Annotated in this window: 18 protein-coding genes and 3 pseudogenes; 9 read left to right on the top strand and 12 right to left on the bottom strand. The window is 67.4% G+C overall.

Going from position 1 to position 18,392, the window contains the following annotated elements; genetic code table 11:
- Positions 1-64 precede the first annotated feature (64 nt).
- Positions 65-1,312 carry a PP2C family protein-serine/threonine phosphatase gene (locus ABZU43_RS21555; RefSeq protein ID WP_355008262.1) on the bottom strand — a complete coding sequence of 416 codons (1,248 nt, stop codon included), beginning with the start codon at positions 1,310-1,312 and terminating at the stop codon, positions 65-67.
- Between the two features lie 307 nt (positions 1,313-1,619).
- Positions 1,620-2,402: a recombinase family protein gene (locus tag ABZU43_RS21550; protein WP_355008261.1), complete on the bottom strand. Its 783-nt coding sequence runs from the start codon at positions 2,400-2,402 to the stop codon at positions 1,620-1,622.
- Positions 2,403-2,857: 455 nt separating this feature from the next.
- Between ABZU43_RS21550 and ABZU43_RS21545 the strand changes: the two genes are divergently transcribed.
- The 4 genes and pseudogenes from ABZU43_RS21545 to ABZU43_RS21530 all read left to right on the top strand — a co-directional run bounded on the left by ABZU43_RS21545 (position 2,858) and on the right by ABZU43_RS21530 (position 4,262).
- Positions 2,858-3,103 (top strand): hypothetical protein, encoded by a 246-nt coding sequence (locus ABZU43_RS21545; protein WP_355008260.1) that lies wholly within the window; start codon positions 2,858-2,860, stop codon positions 3,101-3,103.
- Between the two features lie 55 nt (positions 3,104-3,158).
- Positions 3,159-3,209 (top strand): annotated as a pseudogene (locus ABZU43_RS21540) (hypothetical protein); the annotation flags it as partial.
- A 58-nt stretch (positions 3,210-3,267) separates the two neighbouring features.
- Positions 3,268-3,489, top strand: a complete 222-nt coding sequence (locus ABZU43_RS21535; protein WP_355008259.1) for a Scr1 family TA system antitoxin-like transcriptional regulator — start codon at positions 3,268-3,270, stop codon at positions 3,487-3,489.
- Positions 3,490-3,818: 329 nt separating this feature from the next.
- Positions 3,819-4,262, top strand: a complete 444-nt coding sequence (locus tag ABZU43_RS21530; RefSeq protein ID WP_355008435.1) for a hypothetical protein — start codon at positions 3,819-3,821, stop codon at positions 4,260-4,262.
- Here ABZU43_RS21530 and ABZU43_RS21525 read toward each other — a convergent pair.
- Both ABZU43_RS21525 and ABZU43_RS21520 read right to left on the bottom strand, forming a co-directional pair.
- Positions 4,219-5,183: pseudogene (locus tag ABZU43_RS21525) on the bottom strand (transposase). The gene ABZU43_RS21530 and the pseudogene ABZU43_RS21525 sit on opposite strands and share 44 nt — an antisense overlap.
- A 167-nt stretch (positions 5,184-5,350) precedes the next feature.
- Positions 5,351-5,587, bottom strand: coding sequence for a hypothetical protein (locus ABZU43_RS21520; RefSeq protein ID WP_355008258.1), 237 nt, complete (start codon positions 5,585-5,587; stop codon positions 5,351-5,353).
- Positions 5,588-5,684: 97 nt separating this feature from the next.
- Here ABZU43_RS21520 and ABZU43_RS21515 point away from each other — a divergent pair, with 97 nt between their 5' ends.
- Positions 5,685-5,993 carry a hypothetical protein gene (locus ABZU43_RS21515; protein ID WP_355008257.1) on the top strand — a complete coding sequence of 103 codons (309 nt, stop codon included), beginning with the start codon at positions 5,685-5,687 and terminating at the stop codon, positions 5,991-5,993.
- A gap of 88 nt (positions 5,994-6,081) precedes the next feature.
- Here ABZU43_RS21515 and ABZU43_RS21510 read toward each other — a convergent pair whose 3' ends face one another.
- The gene (locus ABZU43_RS21510; protein WP_355008256.1) at positions 6,082-6,402 is read right to left on the bottom strand and encodes a hypothetical protein; all 321 of its coding nucleotides are present in this window, start codon (positions 6,400-6,402) and stop codon (positions 6,082-6,084) included.
- A gap of 300 nt (positions 6,403-6,702) precedes the next feature.
- On the opposite strand from ABZU43_RS21510, the gene ABZU43_RS21505 reads away from it, so the two are divergent.
- Entirely contained in the window at positions 6,703-7,047 is a 345-nt protein-coding gene (locus ABZU43_RS21505; RefSeq protein ID WP_355008255.1) for a hypothetical protein, read from the top strand.
- A gap of 161 nt (positions 7,048-7,208) precedes the next feature.
- Here the strand turns inward: ABZU43_RS21505 and ABZU43_RS21500 are convergent, their stop codons facing one another.
- From ABZU43_RS21500 to ABZU43_RS21490, 3 genes are all read right to left on the bottom strand, one after another.
- Positions 7,209-8,306 carry a hypothetical protein gene (locus ABZU43_RS21500; RefSeq protein WP_355008254.1) on the bottom strand — a complete coding sequence of 366 codons (1,098 nt, stop codon included), beginning with the start codon at positions 8,304-8,306 and terminating at the stop codon, positions 7,209-7,211.
- Between the two features lie 162 nt (positions 8,307-8,468).
- A complete protein-coding gene (locus tag ABZU43_RS21495) occupies positions 8,469-8,633 on the bottom strand; it encodes a hypothetical protein (RefSeq protein WP_355008253.1) in 165 nt (54 codons plus the stop codon).
- A gap of 137 nt (positions 8,634-8,770) precedes the next feature.
- A complete protein-coding gene (locus ABZU43_RS21490; RefSeq protein ID WP_355008252.1) occupies positions 8,771-9,265 on the bottom strand; it encodes a hypothetical protein in 495 nt (164 codons plus the stop codon).
- A 338-nt stretch (positions 9,266-9,603) separates the two neighbouring features.
- Between ABZU43_RS21490 and ABZU43_RS21485 the strand changes: the two are divergent.
- A pseudogene (locus tag ABZU43_RS21485) lies at positions 9,604-9,728 on the top strand (IS701 family transposase); the annotation flags it as partial.
- Positions 9,729-9,860: 132 nt separating this feature from the next.
- On the opposite strand, the gene ABZU43_RS21480 reads toward ABZU43_RS21485, so the two are convergent.
- Positions 9,861-11,420: a carboxypeptidase-like regulatory domain-containing protein gene (locus ABZU43_RS21480; RefSeq protein WP_355008251.1), complete on the bottom strand. Its 1,560-nt coding sequence runs from the start codon at positions 11,418-11,420 to the stop codon at positions 9,861-9,863.
- 584 nt (positions 11,421-12,004) lie between these two features.
- Here ABZU43_RS21480 and ABZU43_RS21475 point away from each other — a divergent pair.
- Both ABZU43_RS21475 and ABZU43_RS21470 read left to right on the top strand, forming a co-directional pair.
- Positions 12,005-12,535, top strand: a complete 531-nt coding sequence (locus tag ABZU43_RS21475; protein ID WP_355008250.1) for a pyridoxamine 5'-phosphate oxidase family protein — start codon at positions 12,005-12,007, stop codon at positions 12,533-12,535.
- Between the two features lie 201 nt (positions 12,536-12,736).
- On the top strand, positions 12,737-15,226 hold the full coding sequence (locus tag ABZU43_RS21470; protein WP_355008425.1) for an excinuclease ABC subunit UvrA: 2,490 nt from the start codon (positions 12,737-12,739) through the stop codon (positions 15,224-15,226).
- Positions 15,227-15,399: 173 nt separating this feature from the next.
- On the opposite strand, the gene ABZU43_RS21465 is transcribed toward ABZU43_RS21470, so the two are convergent.
- The 3 genes from ABZU43_RS21465 to ABZU43_RS21455 form a co-directional block, all read right to left on the bottom strand.
- Complete coding sequence (locus tag ABZU43_RS21465; protein ID WP_355008424.1) at positions 15,400-15,819, bottom strand: DoxX family protein; 420 nt, start codon at positions 15,817-15,819, stop codon at positions 15,400-15,402.
- A 113-nt stretch (positions 15,820-15,932) separates the two neighbouring features.
- Positions 15,933-17,552 carry an FAD-dependent monooxygenase gene (locus ABZU43_RS21460; protein WP_355008249.1) on the bottom strand — a complete coding sequence of 540 codons (1,620 nt, stop codon included), beginning with the start codon at positions 17,550-17,552 and terminating at the stop codon, positions 15,933-15,935.
- Between the two features lie 129 nt (positions 17,553-17,681).
- Positions 17,682-18,221 (bottom strand): TetR family transcriptional regulator, encoded by a 540-nt coding sequence (locus ABZU43_RS21455; RefSeq protein ID WP_355008248.1) that lies wholly within the window; start codon positions 18,219-18,221, stop codon positions 17,682-17,684.
- Positions 18,222-18,392 lie beyond the last annotated feature (171 nt).

Genomic DNA, 18,392 nt, shown 5'->3' with positions numbered 1-18,392 from the left:
CAGCGACGGTCGTCTTGGATGCCGCCGTCCGCCACGTTGCGGCATGGCTCCCGGCGATCCGGTGCTACGACTGCGTGGCGAGTGGTTGGTGGGTCGGTGCGTTGATCGTTTCCCAGTCCGAGTGCGGGGGTGCAGGGCTGCGCCATTGGGCGAGTAGTACGGTGGCGTCGTCCTGCAGGCGGTCGTCCTGGTGCTCGAGGATGGCGTGCACGAGCCGGCGGGCGGTTTCGGGCAGGGGCAGTTGGTCGGCGACTGCTCGGGTGGCGAATTCGACGAGGCGCTCCACGCCGAATGTCTCGCCTGCGGATGTTCGGGCTTCGATGATGCCGTCGGTGTAGAGCAGCACCTGATCGCCAGGTTCGAGAGCTTCCTCGACGACGACCGGTGGGCGCTGGTCGCCGAGGGTGACCGGGAGGGCGGTCGGGGTGGGCAGGACCTTGACGACCTTGCCGTCGCGCAGCACGATTCCGCTCGGGTGACCGGCGGAGATGACCTGCAGGATGCCGGTGCGCTGGTCGAGTTCGGCGAGAACTGCGGTGATCATCCCGTACCGGTCGTGGCCGCGGACGGCGGCGTCGATGTGATGGTAGGTGGCAGTGAGGTCCAGGCCGGTGCGGCGGGCGTTGCGGTAGGCGGCGAGAGCGATAGAGGCGAGCACCACGGCCCGCATCCCGCCGCTGGAACCATGACCGGCCGCGTCGAACAACGCCAAATGTGCCGTGTCGCCGTTGACCGCGTAGTCGAACGCGTCGCCGCCCACGTCGTAGCAGGGTTCGAGGATGCCGCTGATCATCAGGTGTCCGGTCGAGAAGGTCAGCGGCGGTAGCTGCGCGCGTAACATTTCCGCGGCCAGTTGCATGGGTGCCCGGCGCCGGATCTGCTCGATCGTGTCGCTGTACAGACTCCGTGTCACGACGAGCTCGGCGAGCAGGGACGCGACCGCGACGCAGTCGTCAACGCTGTCGTTGTGCAGCGGGCCGTCGGCGACCACTTCCAGCACCCCCATGCGTTCACTGCCGTCGAGCACCGGCACCCACACCCGCTCGCCCTCATTACCGCTGGCGCCACGGCAGGTCGCCGCCGTGCTGAATGCGCGTCCGGCGAGAGTTCCGTCAATCTCGATCGGTTCGCGGGCTGGCGCGCTGCCACCCAGCAGTGGCAGCAGCAGCCGCTGCTGATGATCCACCAGGTAGATCACCAGGGCGCGCGCATCCAACAAGGGCGCCGCGCGCATCGCCATCTCCGGCAGGTCATCCGGACGTGCGTGGTGTGACTGCTGCAGCAACTGCCGCAGCGACTCCAAGCTACTCACGCGGACCCTCCTCCAAGCCGACCCACAGCATGCCACCGAGCAATCGTGGCGGACGCCGGGGCGACCCGGGTGACCTCGGCGACCCCGCGACACGTCAGCCATGATCTGCGCCCCGGAATTGCCACACCGACGAGCACGATCCGCCGCCCGGAACACCGATCCCACTCGCGGTGCCGTGACCAGCGCGTCCTCCGCCGTGAAGTACTTGGCGAATCCGAAGAGGTCGACACCGCAGCTAGATTTGGGCCAGCTGCAGAGTTGCGCTGAGCGTCAACGGCGGTGGGGCAATGGATCGTGCTCGGACACATTATTTCCCCACGAAGCGTGATTTCTCCTCGCGTTTCGAGCGATCCCCGTCCCGTTGGGCGGGGATTTTTGCTGTGCGGGTCAGGACGCTCGTCGGGGCAGTGAGCGGGAAAACCGCCGTGTCGGTTGCGATGGTCCAGGCGTCGTGGTCGCAGACGATGATCATGTTGTTGAGCCGTAGGTAGCCCGCGACGATGTGTGGATCCTGGTCGCGCATCGCCGGGTGATGCCGACGGAGGTAGCTGTCGTGTCGAATCCTGTCCAGGAGATGGTCCTCTCGGACGTAGAGGGTCTTCTGTCGTCTCGATGAGGTGGGTCGGGTGCTGGTGTTGCCGTGTCGACATCGGTAGTCGGCACGGTCGTGGACCCAGTGGGAGTCCATGATTCGGCCGCACACGCCGCAGCAGATCACTCCGGCTAACAAATAGCAGCGGGGGATGCCGTCGGCTGGGGTCGGTGCGCTGTGGATTGCCTGGACGGCGACGAAGTGTTCTTCGCTGACCAGCGGAGTATGCGCGATCTCGCGGGAGATGACCCAGCCAGTGGAGGCGCTCCACCGTTGGATCTCATGGTGTCGATCGAAGGCTCCCTTTTCAGGCAGGGCATCACGGTCGGTGCGTTGACGGTTCCAGACCTGCCGCCCGGTGTAACGGGGGTTGGCCAGGATCGCCGCGACAGTGGTGAGCATCCATTGGCGGCCGCTGCGGTGGGGGTTTAGCGCTGGGTCGGCGCCGGGCGGGCACGGGACGCCGTTGTCGTTGAGGGCGCGGGCGATGCTGGCCACGCTCCGGCAGGCAAGCCGCTGCTCGAAGATCCACCGTACGTGGGGTGCGGTGGCAGGGTCGGGCCTGCCGCAGGTCGTCGAAGTCCACCGGCCCGTAGGTTTTCGGCAGCCACCGCTGCATGCTGTGCCTGAGCAAGGTGGGTGTCAACTGTTCAAGCTGCTGGCGGTGGAAGGCGCGCTCGTACTCACCGACGACGATAGCGTCGAACCCGCGTGCCGGATCAGCCATGGCGTCGAGCAGCCGTGCCGCCTGCGGCCGGTCCGGCCAGGGCACTCGGCGGGAGACGCCCTCGTCGAAGAATTCCACCACGATCCGGCCATGACCGGCGACCAGGTCGCCGGCGTAGTCGCGTTGTCACCGGCACGAGCGGGAGAGTTGTCACCGGCACGAGCGGGAGATCCGCTGCGACATCCCCGTCTGGGGTGCAGAGGACCTGCCGCCGGTCACCGAGGCGGTGCCCCGGGACGAGATCCCCGCCGACCTGACCGCGCCGGGCACGCCGTACTGGCGGCTCAAGACGCTGATGGACGTCTGGTGCGCGCTGTGGTTCTGGCCGCTGGACAAGGTCGGGCTACTCGACGGCTCCGACCCGGCCTATCCGGCCGCGCCCGTCCAGGTCTCCCACATCAAGGACGAGCCAGCGTACGACGAGCCGGTGGTCTACGAGACTCAGGACCTCTACGGCAACGTGCAGCCGTAGCAGATGAAGCTGCCGCGAGGCGGTGCTGTTGCGTACCGTCAGTGACCCGGCGGTCATGGTCGAGCAGTTGCGGCACCTGGTCGACGCGAGTCGACTGCCGCAGGTGTCGCTGCGGGTGGTGCCGCTCGCCGTCGGGGGCCCCGGGCCGCATCGCCGGCCCGTTCATGCTGCTCGACTTCCCACCCGGCAACCGGGTCGAGCCAGACCGGCCGGTGGTCTACCGCGAGTTTCTGACCGGGGCGCTGTACCTCGACCGGGAGTCGGAGGTGGCCGCGTACGAGGAGGTCTGGGCTGGCCTCGACGCGGTGGCCCTGGATCACGACCAGTCCCGCCGGTTGATCGAGAAGATCAGCACGGAGATCCACCTTGGAGAGGTGTCCGCATGACCGAGCGACCATTTGCCCCTCGGCTTCACCTAAAGCGCACCGTCCCAACGCTGGCGGGAGCGCCGGCCGACCTAGCGAATCCCGACGCGGGGAGACATATCCATGAGTGAGATTGCTCCAACCGGAATTTGTATACTCGGGGAATCCCACGGCAGTGCCGGTTCACTGCGGCTTAGCGGTTAAGCAGATTGGGCGCTATTGACGTATTTAAGTATTTGACACCGGTGGTGATCTTTAATAAAGTGGCGGCATCGGTCACGGCTGGCACGGATCAGATACTTAACTGATGACGCCGGCCTGACTACGGAAGCCAACGGGGAGGAATTGAAATGGAACTAAGGAAGCGATTTGCAGCCGGAGTCTCGGTTGCAGCGATTGCAGTTTCCATGCTGGTCGGTCAGGCGCCGGTCTCGGCAGAGCCAGCGGGTGGGCCAATAAGTGCAGCCGCCACGTGTTATGGCGGCGCTGTCTCATTCCCCACCCGGACCATGGGCGCTGCCAGCGATCGATACCTCCCTTCGGCCTCCAGCTACTACACGACAACCTCTCGTTGCACCGACATCAACATCAAGTTTGCCAACCCTGAACAGGGCAACGTGCAGGTCCGTGTTTGCTGGTTGTCAACAGGCACTTGTAATTCTTGGAAAACTGTACTTATGGACACCGCGTGGAAAGTGATCGCCACCGATGTGCTGAATGGGACCAGGTTCCGCGTGCAGATCTACAACTTCAGGGACTGGGACACCACTTTCGGCGGCCAAGTAGCATTCTAGTTGCATTTGGAGGGGCCCTAATGGGGCCCCTCCAAATTTGCTGGAAGCTACGGGCCCTGCTCAGCGTGACTCTCCCGAACATTGGTACGCGCGCGTTGACGCGGCGGCCTGGGCTGGCCTGCCGACCAGGGGCTTGTCGATCTTGCTTGGGTGGCGTTGGTCCCCGCGATCCGCGCCAATCGGTGCACCGTGCGGTCCAAGAGGTTGCGCGGTCGCAGACTGGCCTCGCTATGTAGCAGGCAGCTGGTGCCGCTCCGGCGAGCGTCTCACGCTGCTGCCGGATACCGCGGCGGATGACCATCAGTCCGATTGCGGCGGCTCCCGTGCCGGCAAGCAGGGGATGTCCGGCAGCCCATGCCCCGGCGGCCAATGCGACACCGGCGGGAAGTTCGGTCTTGACGTTGACGGACATTGTCGCCACATCGCCGGTCAGCGCCTTCATCTTTCGCCGTAGGTCGTAGAGTCGTGGTCCTTTGGCGCCGTCGCCGCAGCTGCGGCGCTTCCAGGCCAGGGCCGGCGCGTTGGCGGCGAGGACGTCCGGGCGGCAGTTCCCGACTGTGGTCGGGACCCTCTGGTTGCGGGGCACGGCGACGACGTAGCCGATGCGCTGCTGCTGCAACCACGTCCGGAACTTGGAATCCTGTCCGTATGCCTCGTCCGCGGTGACCCACCGCGCCGGCAGGCCGGCGTTGATGGCGCGCTCGATCATCCGCAGTCCCAGCGCGGGTTTCGTGGCGAACCCGATATTCGTCTCGATGCGGCTTCCTCGCGGCGGGCGAGGTCGTCGCACCAGCCGCGGGGCAGATACAACTCCCGGTCGATCAGCGTGCGCCCTATCGGGCTGGCATAGGCGAGGAACACTCCGAGCTGGCAGTTCTCGGTTCGCCCGGCCGTGCCGGAGTACTGGCGCTGCACCTCCATCGCAGCTTGGGGCGGCTGGCCCGGCTCCATAACAACCTCCTCCTCCGAGCGGTGATCAGTGATGCCCCATGCCATCCGCTCATGCCGCGGACCGCGCAGCGTCACGATCGCGTAAGTCAGGTGCCGTCCGGTCGCGCCGGTGACCGGCCGAAGGATCACCGGTTGCGCTACGGATTGGCGGTCTGCCGGATGAACGACAAGACCCTCGGCAGGACGTAACAGAACTCGCCGCCACCCCACGAGTCCACGAGGCCACCGGCTCGTTCCATCGCATCCCAAAATGGCTCAGTCGAGCGGATGATGTCCTCCGCAGTAGCCGGATCGATGTCGATGGCAGCGCAGACAGCCGCCGTCAGCTCCGCGCGAGATTCGGCGGGCATCTCCAGCAACGGATCATGAGGCATCCGCAGAAGCTACCTCAGGCGACGTCCACGCTCATGCCGCGTTGTGTGCTTGAGGGCGGGGATCTTGTTCGGTCGACTGCTGGTCCACACTCGGCCGGTGGTGGACGAGGAGTTGGTGTCGGCCCGTCGTCCTCGGGACGTGCTCGACGCCGCTGGAACGTGGATCGGTGACGCGTTGGCGGCGGACGGCTTTGGCTGGCTCAGGGCCGTCCGGTCGGTGCAGCGCCAGGCTGGCGGTGTGGTTCAGCAAATCTTTCGAGAGATCGGTCTGGATGCACGGATCTGCCGCGAGGCGCGCGCTACGCAGAGTGCCGCCGAGCCGGCGCAGGTGCCGTCCGTCAGAGATTGCGAGCGGCCAATCAAGGTCCAGCGGTTCGGTCTTGCCGCGCGGCGGCGCCAGGGATGAGTGGTCGAGCGTTCGAGCCGCTCGTACGGCCGGTTGTCGTCAGTGAGGTGCCCGTCGTCGCGGACGCCCTGAAGAGGACGGCTGCCTGTCAGGGACGACGCCAGAAGACATCCCGGAGGATGGCATTGCCAACACGTTTGTCGGTGACCCAGGTCGCGCCCTTGCGTTCGAAGGGAATGCCGGAGCGGTAGAACAGCACTACGGCCGGCACGAGTGTCACGCACCCGACGGCCCAGGCGGCCATGAAGACCGAGTCTGGCAGCGCGGGCACATTCGGCGCCCCGGAGGTGATGCCCCAGACAACCACCGGAAGCAGCGCGAGGTTGGCAGTGCGGGCCAGCCAGATCCCGGCGCGGTACTTCGACGTTCGCCTTATGTCCAGCAGGGCATCATTCGCGACCGACGACATGCGGGCCATCGTAGAGCGAGCGCGCCACGTCCAGTCGCCAGCGGAACAGGGTGATCGTGTTCCCTCTTGGCAAGACTGATCCCGTGCGCATCTTGCCGCATTAACAGACCAGGTCGGCGTCTCGCTGTGGGGCCGGTTCTGGTGCGGCATCCGCTTCTGCCGCGATCGGGCGCCACGCTCCGTCCCGAGGTGCGATGGGGTCGGACGCTCGGTCGTGCCGAAGAGTGGATGCCCGCCGTCCCGCGTCGGTGATGGGGCTAGGTTCGATTTCGCAGTTCACGGGCGTCGTAGGCTCCGGGCATGCACAGCACCCTGACCGAGCACGCCCGGTGCCTCTATGGTGACGAGTACCGATCGAAGCCAGGGTGCGATCGCGACCACCGGGAGCACTACTTTGTCGAGGAGCTGACGTTCGCGGACGCGGATGTCATCCTCGCCATGTTGCGGGAACTGTGCCCGAATGTGGCCGACGGCTACCTGCCGGTCTGGATCCGCAACCTCGCATACCGTCTTGTTCTCCTGCAGCTACCAGACGAACCGTCGCTCATGCGCGAGGCGGCGGCCAGCCTCTACATGCACGGTCCCGACTGGGACGACATCGCGGCAGACCTCCGCCGCCAGGCCGACGCGCTGGAAAACCGGTGATCGTGGCAGGTCATGTGCGTCCGAGCCTGCTGCACCAGGCCAAGATCAGGTGCACTGATCTGCCGCGAGGCGCGTGCTACGCAGTGTCCCGCCGAGCTGGCCTGAGTGCCGTTCGGACGTGCCGGAGAGCGGATGCGGAGGTCGGGTCTGGCCGGGGTCAGTCACAGCAGGCCGCGCTCGCGTAGCCGGGCGAGCCGGTCCGGCGGCAGGCAGTCGGCCAGGTTCCGCTCCAGGTCGACCAGCTCAAGGTCGACCGGGTACACCATGAAGTCGTCGGCGACTGGCAGCGTGTCCGACCAGTCGAGGATGTTGAGCCGAGCCGCCACCGCGCACAACAGTCGCCGGCCCACCTCGGACCCGGCGGCGGCATCGAGGTCGTCGGCGTCGAGCAGGGCGAGTTCCTGTCGTACCAGCCGCACCGGTCCTGCATTGTCGAGGTCGACGTGGGTACTGGTCTCGAAGTCGGCCGGCGACCATGCTGCCTGGGTGTCGATCGTCGCCAGGGCCGCCCGCTCGTCCTCACTGGCCCCGTGGACCTCGAAGGACAGCGGATCCGGTCGGTAGTAGCTCAGCGCGACGCAGGCGGCGGGGCCGTCGACCGTCAGGCGCGCCACGGCGTCCGGGATCAGCGTGAGGAATGCGTCCTCGATGGTTCGGCACGCCGCTTCGAGGTCGAACCCGGCCGGCGGCCGCTCATAGCGCACCTCGGACCGACGGCCCATGACCTCGACGACGCGGACCAGGCCGCGGTCGTCGTGCTCCGCCGTCAGCACCGACGGCGCCCGGCCGTCGTGCTCGATCTCGACGCGGCTGATCCGCCCATCGGTGTATGCGTACGACTCGCGCCCCGAGCCGCCCCGCGCGACCGTGTCGGCTGAGCGCATCAACCCGTCCACGAAACGGTATTCGTGCAGGTAGATGGGCCCGTCCGAATCGAAGTGCGCCGCCTCGACCACGTCGCCGTCGTGGCCGACGAACGTCTCGTAATGCAGGCGGCCGTGAAGAAAGCCGCTGTACTCCTCGATCACCACCGCGCGGCCGTCGGCGTCGAACCCGATGCGCAGAACATCCCGATCCACCGGCGGCCTGGCGTCCAACCGGCGGCCAGCCTTGAGCAGGTCCCGTTCGAAGTGCAACGGACGAAGATCAAGGCCCGGCCACTTGTACCAGTCCCAGCGCCCGATGAGCGCGGTCGCCGCTCTCTTTCGACAGTCGTACTCGCCAGCGAGCTGGGCGAACCGCGCAGCAAGATCGGACATGTCCGGGATGCTACTGGTCGCCTCGCCGGGCTGGCCGCCGCGCACATCCGGATCTGGCGCGAGTCGCGCGTTGCCAGGCCTGGCGGTGTGCTTGGGACCGGCTGGTACTCGTACGGGCCGAGTTGGGTACGCAGGGGGCGGATCTCTCACAACCCGCGATGTCTACAGCGGCAGCTCGAGTTCCCAACCAACGAACGGAGGATCCACCTCGTAGCTGTCGTCGCAGCAGCGACGGATCCACTGGGCGGCTCGATACTCCGCATCGCCGTAGTTGGTCACCTCGCCCGCCTCGTTGACGTCCAGAACGTTGGCAAAGATGGCGAACACCTTGCCGACGCGCCATCACCGGCTCACGTCACGCCGACGCGGTAGGACGACCAACGCCCGCACAAGTAGCCGATGAGGGTGCGTTTGTAGTCAGGGATAAGATGCCGACCGGTGCGTGGACAATGTTCGAATGGAAGCTACAGATCGCGGAGCTCGGCCACGTGGTCGCGGGAGATTGTGACCGCCCGGATGATGTCATCGAGTGGACGCGAGATTCGGGCATTAGGGATCGGATCGAAATCCTTAATGAGCATGCCCTCGCCGGCGAACTTCTTCTGATCGAATCCGAACTCGCTGAGCAGGCTCCACCCCGCCTGAACCTCTGCGGTAACGCCGTCCCGTGAGGTGACCCTGAGCCAAGCGCTGCACTGGTCGGCGAAGTGGTACGGCAGCATGACCGTGCCGCCCCTGGTAGTGCGTAGCCCGTGGAGGTGCGCGATCCACTGCTCCAGCATGTACATGCGGGTGCTGTGCCGACCGCCGACGTCGACGACCACCTCGTCCGGTTCCAGGACACACCCGTGACGGCTGGTGCCGAGCAGCAATATAAAGCGAGCAGGCTCCGATGCGCCGCCGGCCTCGATCGACAGACCGATGTGCCGCGCGGTCGTCAGGTTCGCCTCGCCGCCCATTTACGCGTGGCCCCTCACCGTCGCCCGGTCCGCTCACTCGTTATGAGCCGAGTCAATCACACAGATCTACCTCGCCTCGGATCACCACCCCGTCGGGAACGCCGATGCCTACCTCACGCCCCGGCGCTGGGTCATAGGCGCCGGGGGTACCGGTCCTTGTCATCGGGACAATTGCGCGGCGAGTCGTCCATAACAGCATCTGCTGGCGCCCGGAGATCCGGACGGAAAGGATCGCGCCGGCGTGGGCCCGCCACAGCACCGTGGAAAGAGGTTTTACCCAGCAGTTCCGCACACGGGGTTCGACCGGCCGCAACGCCTCCTCGGCGTCCGCTTCGGCCAAGAAGACCCGCCTGCTCGACCTAGCCCGCATCGCAGGGACACGGTGGGCGATCGAAGAGTGCTTCAACAGGCCAAGAACGAAGCCGGCCTCGACGAATACCAGGTCTGCGACTGGCGAGCCTGGGGCACCCACCCTTACCTGCGCCTACACGTTCTCCCAGCTTGCCGACCTGCGCACCCGCTTGGCGGAAGTAGGCAATGAACGCTGACCCGGCCCGGGCCGGGGTGCGCGGGCGGCGCCGGTGCTCGTCCCGGCTCAGCCCCGCCGGCCGGGAAAGTTGACGGTGAACGGCGAGGTGCCCACCCGGATGGCGGACGCGTCGACCTGCCGGACGTAGTTCGGGTAGCAGCGGTCGGGGTGCAGGCAGAGCCGGACCCGCTGGCCGGGCAGGAGTCGGGCGTCGTACCGGCCGTCCTCGACGTTCTCGTCGACCGCGACGATGTCGCCGGTGTCGGCGTTGTAGACGTAGACGGGGTAGCTGTAGCCGTACACCGGGAGGCCGTTGGCTTGGCCGGAGACGGCGGTGCCGGCGCTCATCCGCTCGTTCGCCACGGTGATGCCGCCTGCGACGACCTTGATCCGGGTCGCCTTGACGCTGTTCGGCGCCCCACCGGACCACTGGGTGGCGTAGACGCTGTTGGCGCCGCCGTTGCCCGGTGGGATGAACGCCAGTGACCACTCGTACGGGCCGAGCCCGCTGAAGGTGTACGAGCCGTCGCCGGGAACCTTCCGGGTGGTCTCGTACCAGAACGGATCGTAGGTCGTCAGCGCGACGGTCACCGACACCGGCTGGCCGGTGACCGCGTCGGTGATCGACCCGGTGATCGACCCAGCCCGGTCCAACAGGATGTCGGGCAGCGTGGTGATCCCGGGCCCTGGCGCGACCACCACTGCCTTGGTCCGGTCGCCGGTGCCACCGCTCGGGCCGACCCACTGCGCGCCGTGCCCCTCGGCCGAGCCGCCGGCCCAGATGTTGTACCGGTCCGGGTGGAGGCTCCGGAACCGCACCACCCCGTTCTCGTCGGAGATCTCGTTGGCGTCATAGATGTCGGGGAACCGCTTGTCCACCGAGATGGCGATGATTCCCGCGTTGGGCACCGGCGCGCCGGTCGCCCGGTCTCGCAGTGTCACGCGTAGTTCGTTACCGGGCGGCTGGACCGGCAGCGTCGCGTGGGTCACCCGCCCGGCGACTGCGGTCGCCTCGACCATCCCACCCTCGTGGACGCCGTCGTTCGCGGCGCCGGTGAATCGGTAGTGGCCGGGCGGCACCTCCAGGTCGACGTACCCGTTCGGGAAGGTCCCGGCGGGGTTGGTGCAGATGAGGCCGAGCTCCATCGGGTCCTGCACACAGAAGGTCCGCACCTCGGCGCCGGTGGCCGCGTCGGCCGCGACGAACCGGATTCGGCCGGCCGGAGGAAGCACGTCGTCGACGACGAGCCGGCCACGGGCCGGCACGGTGACAGCTCCCCAGGGGAACCCGAGCCGGCTCGGGTAGTAGCGGGGCCGGAACACGCCGGACAGTTGGTTGGTGATCCGGTAGCGCCCGGCCGACACCCGGGCCACCCGCCACCGGCCGGCCCGGTCCGTGGTGGTCGAGTAGGTCGGATGCTCGGCGCCGGAGTCCGGCGCGAGGGTGACCCTGACCTGGCCAGCCGGTCGGCCCGACCGTTCGGTCAGAGTGCCGCTGACTGTCGCGGTGGCGCTACCGGCTCGTACCGGCGCGACCGTACCCAGCACCGCGTCGACGCCGAGCAGCAACAGTGCGCACAGCGCCGCCAACAGGAGGGTCGCGGGACGTGCTATTCGGCTGTCCATCGTGGTGGCACCTCCGGAATCGGCAAAGCTCGGCTCGCTCCCGCACGTCAGGGCAGCTTAACTTTGACCATCATCACCTCAAGTCATGTGATGAACACGGACAGCGTCGGTTTTCGAGGCATCTGCAACTCGCTACCGACGGTCAGGGCACCGCCGGCCGCTCAGCGTGAGGAAGCACGCTGCCGCGGCCAGCCATTCGTACGGGAACCGCTCCGGAGGCGTGTCGTTCACGGCGGTGACCGGCTCCATCTGCATCGCTGAGTTCATCGGCAGGGGCGCGTCCGTCCTGTGAGGTCTGTGGCGTCGAATCTTGCCCACATCGGATGCTCGGTCACGCGCGCCAGCCCTGCGGTGCGCGGCCGGTAGCCGCAGGAGGCGGGCGGCCAGTAGGCCGCGGCAGGGGCGGGCGGCGCCGCGTGGTCGCCCGCCTCCTGGGGCGGCGTTCCGGTGGTATCCGCAAGACGGACGAGGATATATGACACAAGGTGTCAGGTTTCGGATCGAGGATGGGGTTCATCGGGCCGGCGTCGACGGCCCGCGTAGACCGACACCATGGACCGATAGATAGATAGATGAGGAACAGCGTGCGCGAAACTCCAGAAGAGCTCAATGAGCTTCAGGCCCTCCTTGACGACTCCCTCTCCCGCTCCGCCGAGCACCTCCGCTCGATCATCAGCACCGAGCGCACCCTGAACGCTCAGCAGCTCACCCAGGTCCTCGCCGGCATGTGCACTCTCGCCCTGTCCACGGTGACGGTGAAAGGCGAGCCCCGGATCAGCGGTGTGGATGGGCACTTCCTACACGGAAAGTGGCACTTCGGCACAGCGCGCGGTGCCGCCAAGGCCCGCCACCTCGCGGCGCGGTCCGCCGTCAGCGCCGCACACATGCGCGGTGAGGACCTGGGCGTATTCACGCATGGCAAGGTGGAGACCCTCAACCCTCGGGACAGTGAGCCGGCCGCGGACTGGCCGGAACTGTTGGCGTACCTCAAGGATTTCTACGGCGATGACTTCTTCGACTGGGACAACGACGTCGTCTACTACCGGCTGCATCCGCACTGGATGACCGTCTTCGCCCCCGACACCGCGAAGCTCATTGCGGAATCCGAGACCTGAGCCGCAGTACGGCCGTATCGGGGTCGGGCGACGGGCTGACAGATCTGATACAGCGACCGCTCAGCGCCACCGATGACGGCCTGGCGGGTAGTGGCGTGATCGACGTGTTCGGCACGGGTGGGTGGGCCGCTGCGCCCAGGCCATGCCGCGTCGCGAGAGGGTGAACAAAGGTTGACCGCATTCGCACGGGACTTCGCGAGTATGGGACGCGAGACGATTGACGTGGTGGGGGCTCGTACCAACAATCTGCGGGACGTGTCCGTGAGCATTCCCAAGGGGCGGCTCGTCGCCTTCACCGGCGTGAGTGGCAGCGGCAAGACTTCGCTGGCCATCGACACCCTGCACAGCGAAGCCCAACTGCGGTATCTGGAGGGGCTTTCGCCGTTCGTACGGCAGTACATAACGCAGCGTAATCGACCGAAGGTCGACCGTATCCTGGGCCTCGGCGCGACGCTCGCGGTCGACCAGCGCCGTCTGAACCGTAACCCCCGTTCCACGGTTGCGACGATCACCGGCATCGACGGGCACCTTGGGCTGCTGTACTCGCGGCTTCCGGGGATCGGCACAGATTCGGCGGCGGCGGTTGAGGACGGGCATCTGACGACCGCTCACTTCGACCGCAATACACCGGAAGGGAGCTGTGCGGACTGCCACGGGGTGGGTGGGCGCTGGCAGGCGCAGGAGGACCTGGTCATCACCCACCCGGAGCTTCCGCTCTTCGAGGGGGCCTCGCCCTGGTACGCGAAATGGCGCTCGGGGGAACACGCGTTCATACCGGCGCTCGCCGAGAAGCGGGGCGTGGACCTGGGCCGGTCGTGGCAGTCGCTGCCTGAGGAGTTCCGTCACTGCGTGCTCCACGGCACGGGTGACGAGAAGATCGAGGCGACCATCGACATGACGAACAGGAATGAGACGGCCCTGGTGACCTACACCTCGAGTCAGCCGCTGCGGGGCGCGCTCGCCGAGGTGGAGCGGGTGTTCGTGAACGCCCAGACGTCCAGCGCCAAGCAGCGCTACCTGCCGTACATGCGCAAACAGCCCTGCGGCACCTGCGGCGGCAGCGGATACGACCAGGTGGCCCGGTCCGTGCGGCTCGGTGGACTGACCTACCCCAACCTGCTCGAGGTGGAGGTGCGGGAGGTGCGCGACTGGGCGAAACGCGTGGCGGACGAGCTGGACGCCCGGCAGCGTGAGGTGGGTGATCCGCTGCTGCAGGACCTCGGCCGCAGGCTCGGAATCCTTGACCGGCTCGGCCTGGCCCATCTTCAACTGTCCCGGAGCGCAGCGACGCTGTCCGGGGGCGAGTTGCAGCGGACCCGGCTCGCCGCGCAGCTCAGCACCGAGCTGAGCGGCATCATCTTCGTCCTGGACGAGCCTGGCACCGGGCTGCATCCGGCGGACAAGGCACACCTGCTCGACATCGCCCTGGAGCTGCGCGAGGCCGGCAACACCGTACTCCTCGTCGAGCACGACCCTGAGCTGATCGCGCGAGTCGACTGGGTGATCGACATGGGGCCCGGCGCGGGCCGACTTGGCGGTGAGGTCCTCGTGTCCGGGCCTCCCGCCGACGTGGCCGCTCATTCCAAGTCGCTGACCGGGCGCTATCTGGCCGGCGAGGGGCCGCGGCTGCACCGGGCCCGCCGCCCGGCCGGGGATGACACCGGCTGGGTGGAGCTGCACGGCCTGCGTGCGCACAACGTGTCCGCGAGCCTGGTGAGGTTCCCCGCCGGGCGGCTCACCTGCCTGACCGGCGTGAGCGGCAGCGGCAAGAGCAGCCTCCTCGCCGCGCTCGGGGCGAGCGTGGAGGCCGCCTTGAACGGGACGGCGACCGACACGGTGCGGGAGGTGACCGGCATCGAGGGTTTCAGCTGGGTCGCCGTCGTCGATCAGGAACCGCTCGGGCGGACGCCGCGATCCAACCCGGCTACGTACAGCAAGGCGTTCGACATCGTCCGCAAGCTGTTCGCCGAGACCGACGTGGCGCGCGGGCGCCGGCTCAACGCCTCCTGGTTCAGCTTCAACACCGCGGATGGCGGTCGCTGCGAGAGCTGCACCGGTTATGGTCGCAAGCTGGTCGACATGCATTTTCTGCCGGACGTGTGGGTGGTTTGCGACGCCTGCGAGGGTCGGCGCTACAAGCCGGAGGCGTTGGAGATCACGTACCGGGGGCTGGCCATCGATCAGGTGCTGGAGCTCACCGTTGCCGAGGCCGTGGAGCAGTTCTCCGAACCCCGGCAGCTCGTAGAGACCCTGGGAGCTCTGAACCAGGTGGGGCTCGGCTATCTCCAACTCGGCCAGAGCGCCACAGAGTTGTCCGGCGGCGAGGCGCAGCGGCTGAAGCTGGCGTCCGCGATCCAGCGAGGCGCGGCGAGCCGCAAAGCCGGCCTTGTCGTTCTTGACGAGCCCGTCTCGGGCCTGCACCCGTCTGACATCCAGCGCGTGGTGGACGCGCTCGACGTGTTGCTGGACTCGGGCAACACCGTCGTCGTGGCCGAACACGACATCCCCGTCGCCGCATCCGCGGACTGGGTGATCGACCTGGGGCCAGGAGCCGGTCCGGACGGGGGCACGGTGATCGCGGCGGGCACGCCGGAGGCCGTTGCGACAGCGGACACCCCGACTGCCGGCTTCTTCCGGAGGTACGCGGCGGGCCTGCCGCTCCTGGCGGTGCGGGACGGCGCGCGCTGCTGAGGGGTCGGGACGCGCACCACGTCACGGCTGCGCTGTCGCCCGCCTCTCTACATCGACCTGGCATTGGACGCGCTGTGGGTTGCGATCCAGCGCAGGCGCGTCAACATCCCACCCGCCGAATACGAAGCGTTACGCGCGATGACCCAACCCCCGCGCCATCGTCGCGGGTTCGATCACGCTGCCTGGACGGTAGAGGCCAGCGCCGCCGAGCAGATGACCAACATCGCCGTCGCGTTCAGGAACAGGTTGCGGCCGAAATCGTGGGCGCGGACATGCGCCGAGACCGCCACCACGAAGTAGCAGACCAGCGCCGCACACACGAGCACCGCCAACGGCGGAACCCAGATCCCGACGATGAGCCCAGCCGCTGCGGCAGCCTTGAGCGGAGGGAGAAACTTCCAGAGGCGTTCGGGGAACCGGACGTCGATCAAACACTGCCGAATGAAGGCGACCGGCTTTGCGCATAGCACCGCATCGCAGAGCTGGATCACTGCCAACAAGGCCAGCGGCCACCAGGGTTGCACCATCTCGAAGGACTCCTGAGGGTAATGGGTCACAATCAACCACACTGGACGTGATTCGAGCCTCACCATGTCGGACACCGTGACCCGCCATCGTCTGCGAACCGTGCCCGACTCCTGCTGCCGTGCCAGTCAGCCACCCTGCCTCAGCGGAAAGGCTCAGCCCTCCTCCGTGTCTTGGCTTCTCACGCGCCCGGGCTGTCGTCGGGTAGCGGCAGCGGGTGGGCGTACCCGCCTGCGCCGAGGACGTGCTTGGCCACCGCGTCGGCGCAGGGAGTGCGCGCGCGCCAGTGGAGGTAGCCGTCCGGGCGAATGAGCAACGCGGTACCGGGCTTTGCTCGGTAGGCCCGGCGAAACGTCCCGTCGCGGTCGATGACCACCCGGCCGGAGGACGACGTCGACCGCGCGGGCGTGATCAAGCAGGTGTGCACCTCGTCGGGAAGAGCATCACGGTCGAGGCGGCTGGCGGATGCGTCGCCGAGGAGGAGTAGCATCCATTGTGGCCCGCGGAGCAGGTCGAACAGCCGCAGTGGTTGCCCGGTTGCGGCATCGACGAGGTGCGCATCGGGGGCCCGATCGCCGGGTCGGACGCGGCCGCCGGACAGCTCGTCGTCTGCCAGGGGCCCGTCGCTGTAGCCGATGTCGATCTGGGACACACGAGCGGTGAGCCTGCGGTTGATCGAGGGTCGGCTGAGTAGCGGCAGGAGCAGTCGTTGCACGGCGAACCGGACGAGTGGGTTGCGACTGGTGACCACGTAGAGGATGTCGGTGCTTTGCGCCAACGCACGACGGGCGACGGGAAGGCGTTCGGCCGGGTAGGTGTCGAGCAGGGTGTCGTCGTGGCCGTTGAGGCAGGCGGCAAGCTTCCATCCCAGGTTGTAGGCGTCCTGGATGCCGGTGTTCATTCCCTGCCCTCCGGTGGGCGGGTGCACGTGCGCGGCGTCGCCGGCGAGCAGGACTCGGCCGCGGCGGTAGTCCTCGACCATGCGGACGTTGACCCGAAAGTTCGACAACCAGGTCGCGTCGGACAGGCGGACCTGCGGGTGGCCGGTGCGTTCGTCCCATAGCCGCTGGAGGGCCTCCAGGGTGGGCTCGAGGTCGTCGCCGGCGGTGATGCTCGCGCCGATCTGCCACTGCCCGGTCTTGGGCAGGCCAGCCAGACCGAGGAACGACCCGTCCGTGCCGAGCCATGCATGTGAGCGAACGGCTCCGTCGACTTCGGGGTGCCAACCGGGAACGGTGACATCACCGAGCAGGTAGCGCTGCGTCTCGTCGGAGGAACCGGCGAACTCGAGCTCGAGTGTGCGACGCACGATGCTGTGCGCGCCGTCGCAACCGACGAGGTAGCGAACGGTCAAATCCTCCCGGCCGCCGTCCGCTGTGGTGACCACGGCGCGCACCGCGTCGTTACCAGCGGTGAACGACTCAAGGCGAGTGTTGAACCGAATCGTGGAACCGAGTTCGTGCAGCCGCCGTGCGAGCAGCGTGGTGGTGCGCCACTGAGGAATCATCACGATGTTCGGGTACGGCAAATCCGCGCGCGGCTCGGCGAGACCGGCGGGTATCCGCGCAAGGCGCCGGCCATCGCGGTACAGGGTGATGTCCTGGCGCGACTGACCGTGTCCCAGAACCGCGTCGATAACACCGAGATCGTCAAGCACCTCCAGGCTTCGAGGTTGCAGGCCCTTGCCTCGGGACTGACGAGGCAGTGTGGGCGCGGCCTCTATCAGCACCGCGCGAAATCCACGGCGGGCCAAATCGACCGCGAGGGTGAGCCCGGTCGGGCCGGCCCCGACGATCAGCACATCGACAGCGGGCATTTATCTCCTCTTTCTAGGCGATGAACCCCGGTAGCAGTCACGATGCCCGGCGCGAGCGCAACAGCGACGGCAAGCACGGCGCCTGTCCGCAGGCGGGGGCGCCCGAACGGGACCTCAGACATGGGGAATCAGGTCTGGCAGTAGGTCGAACACGGCACGTCGACTGGCAGCGTCGAGCGGTGGGCGAATGGCGTTCGCTCCGATCAGGACAAGAAGCGGCAGCAGGGCGGCGGCACGCGCCCGGGCCGGGTCGGGCACAGCGCGGTTCCAGAGGGTCTCGAGGAAAGTGAGCCGCGCGCTGTCGACGCGCTCCACCACGCCACGCGCACCGTCGTTCCCGATCGCCCACGCCCTCAGGGCCCGATCCAGCTCGGCGTCGAACAGCTCGTCGAGTCGCGAGGGAAGGGCCCGCAGGGCGTCGACCGGATCGACGGTCGCGAGCTCGTCTGACAGCCCATGGAGCAGGGTGACCTGTCCATGCTCGATATGAGTCAGCAACGCCGCGTGGTAGTCGGCGACCCCCGTGAAGTGGTGATGGAACGACCCCTTCGTCAGGCCGAGGCGGGCAGCCAGACGGTCGATCCGCACACCCGCCGGTCCCTCGTCGGTCAATACCACGACGCCCTCGCCGAGCCAGAGATCACGTGTTCCCATCAATCGAGCATACCGTACGGTACGGTATGCAGATCTTTCGGCAAGGATCCCGATCACCGCCGGAAACAACGCTCATGGCGGGCTCAACCGATGGTTGCAACACCCTTCCGTGATTTTCGTTGGGGTGGTTATGGCGTTGAGGTTGAGCCCGCTGGAGCGGGAGCAGATCGG

It is taken from the genome of Micromonospora sp. NPDC005205, assembly GCF_040608275.1.
Classification (GTDB): Bacteria; Actinomycetota; Actinomycetes; order Mycobacteriales; family Micromonosporaceae; genus Micromonospora.
Note: the sequence above shows the minus strand (reverse complement) of the source record. Positions and strands in the feature narration are given on the sequence as shown.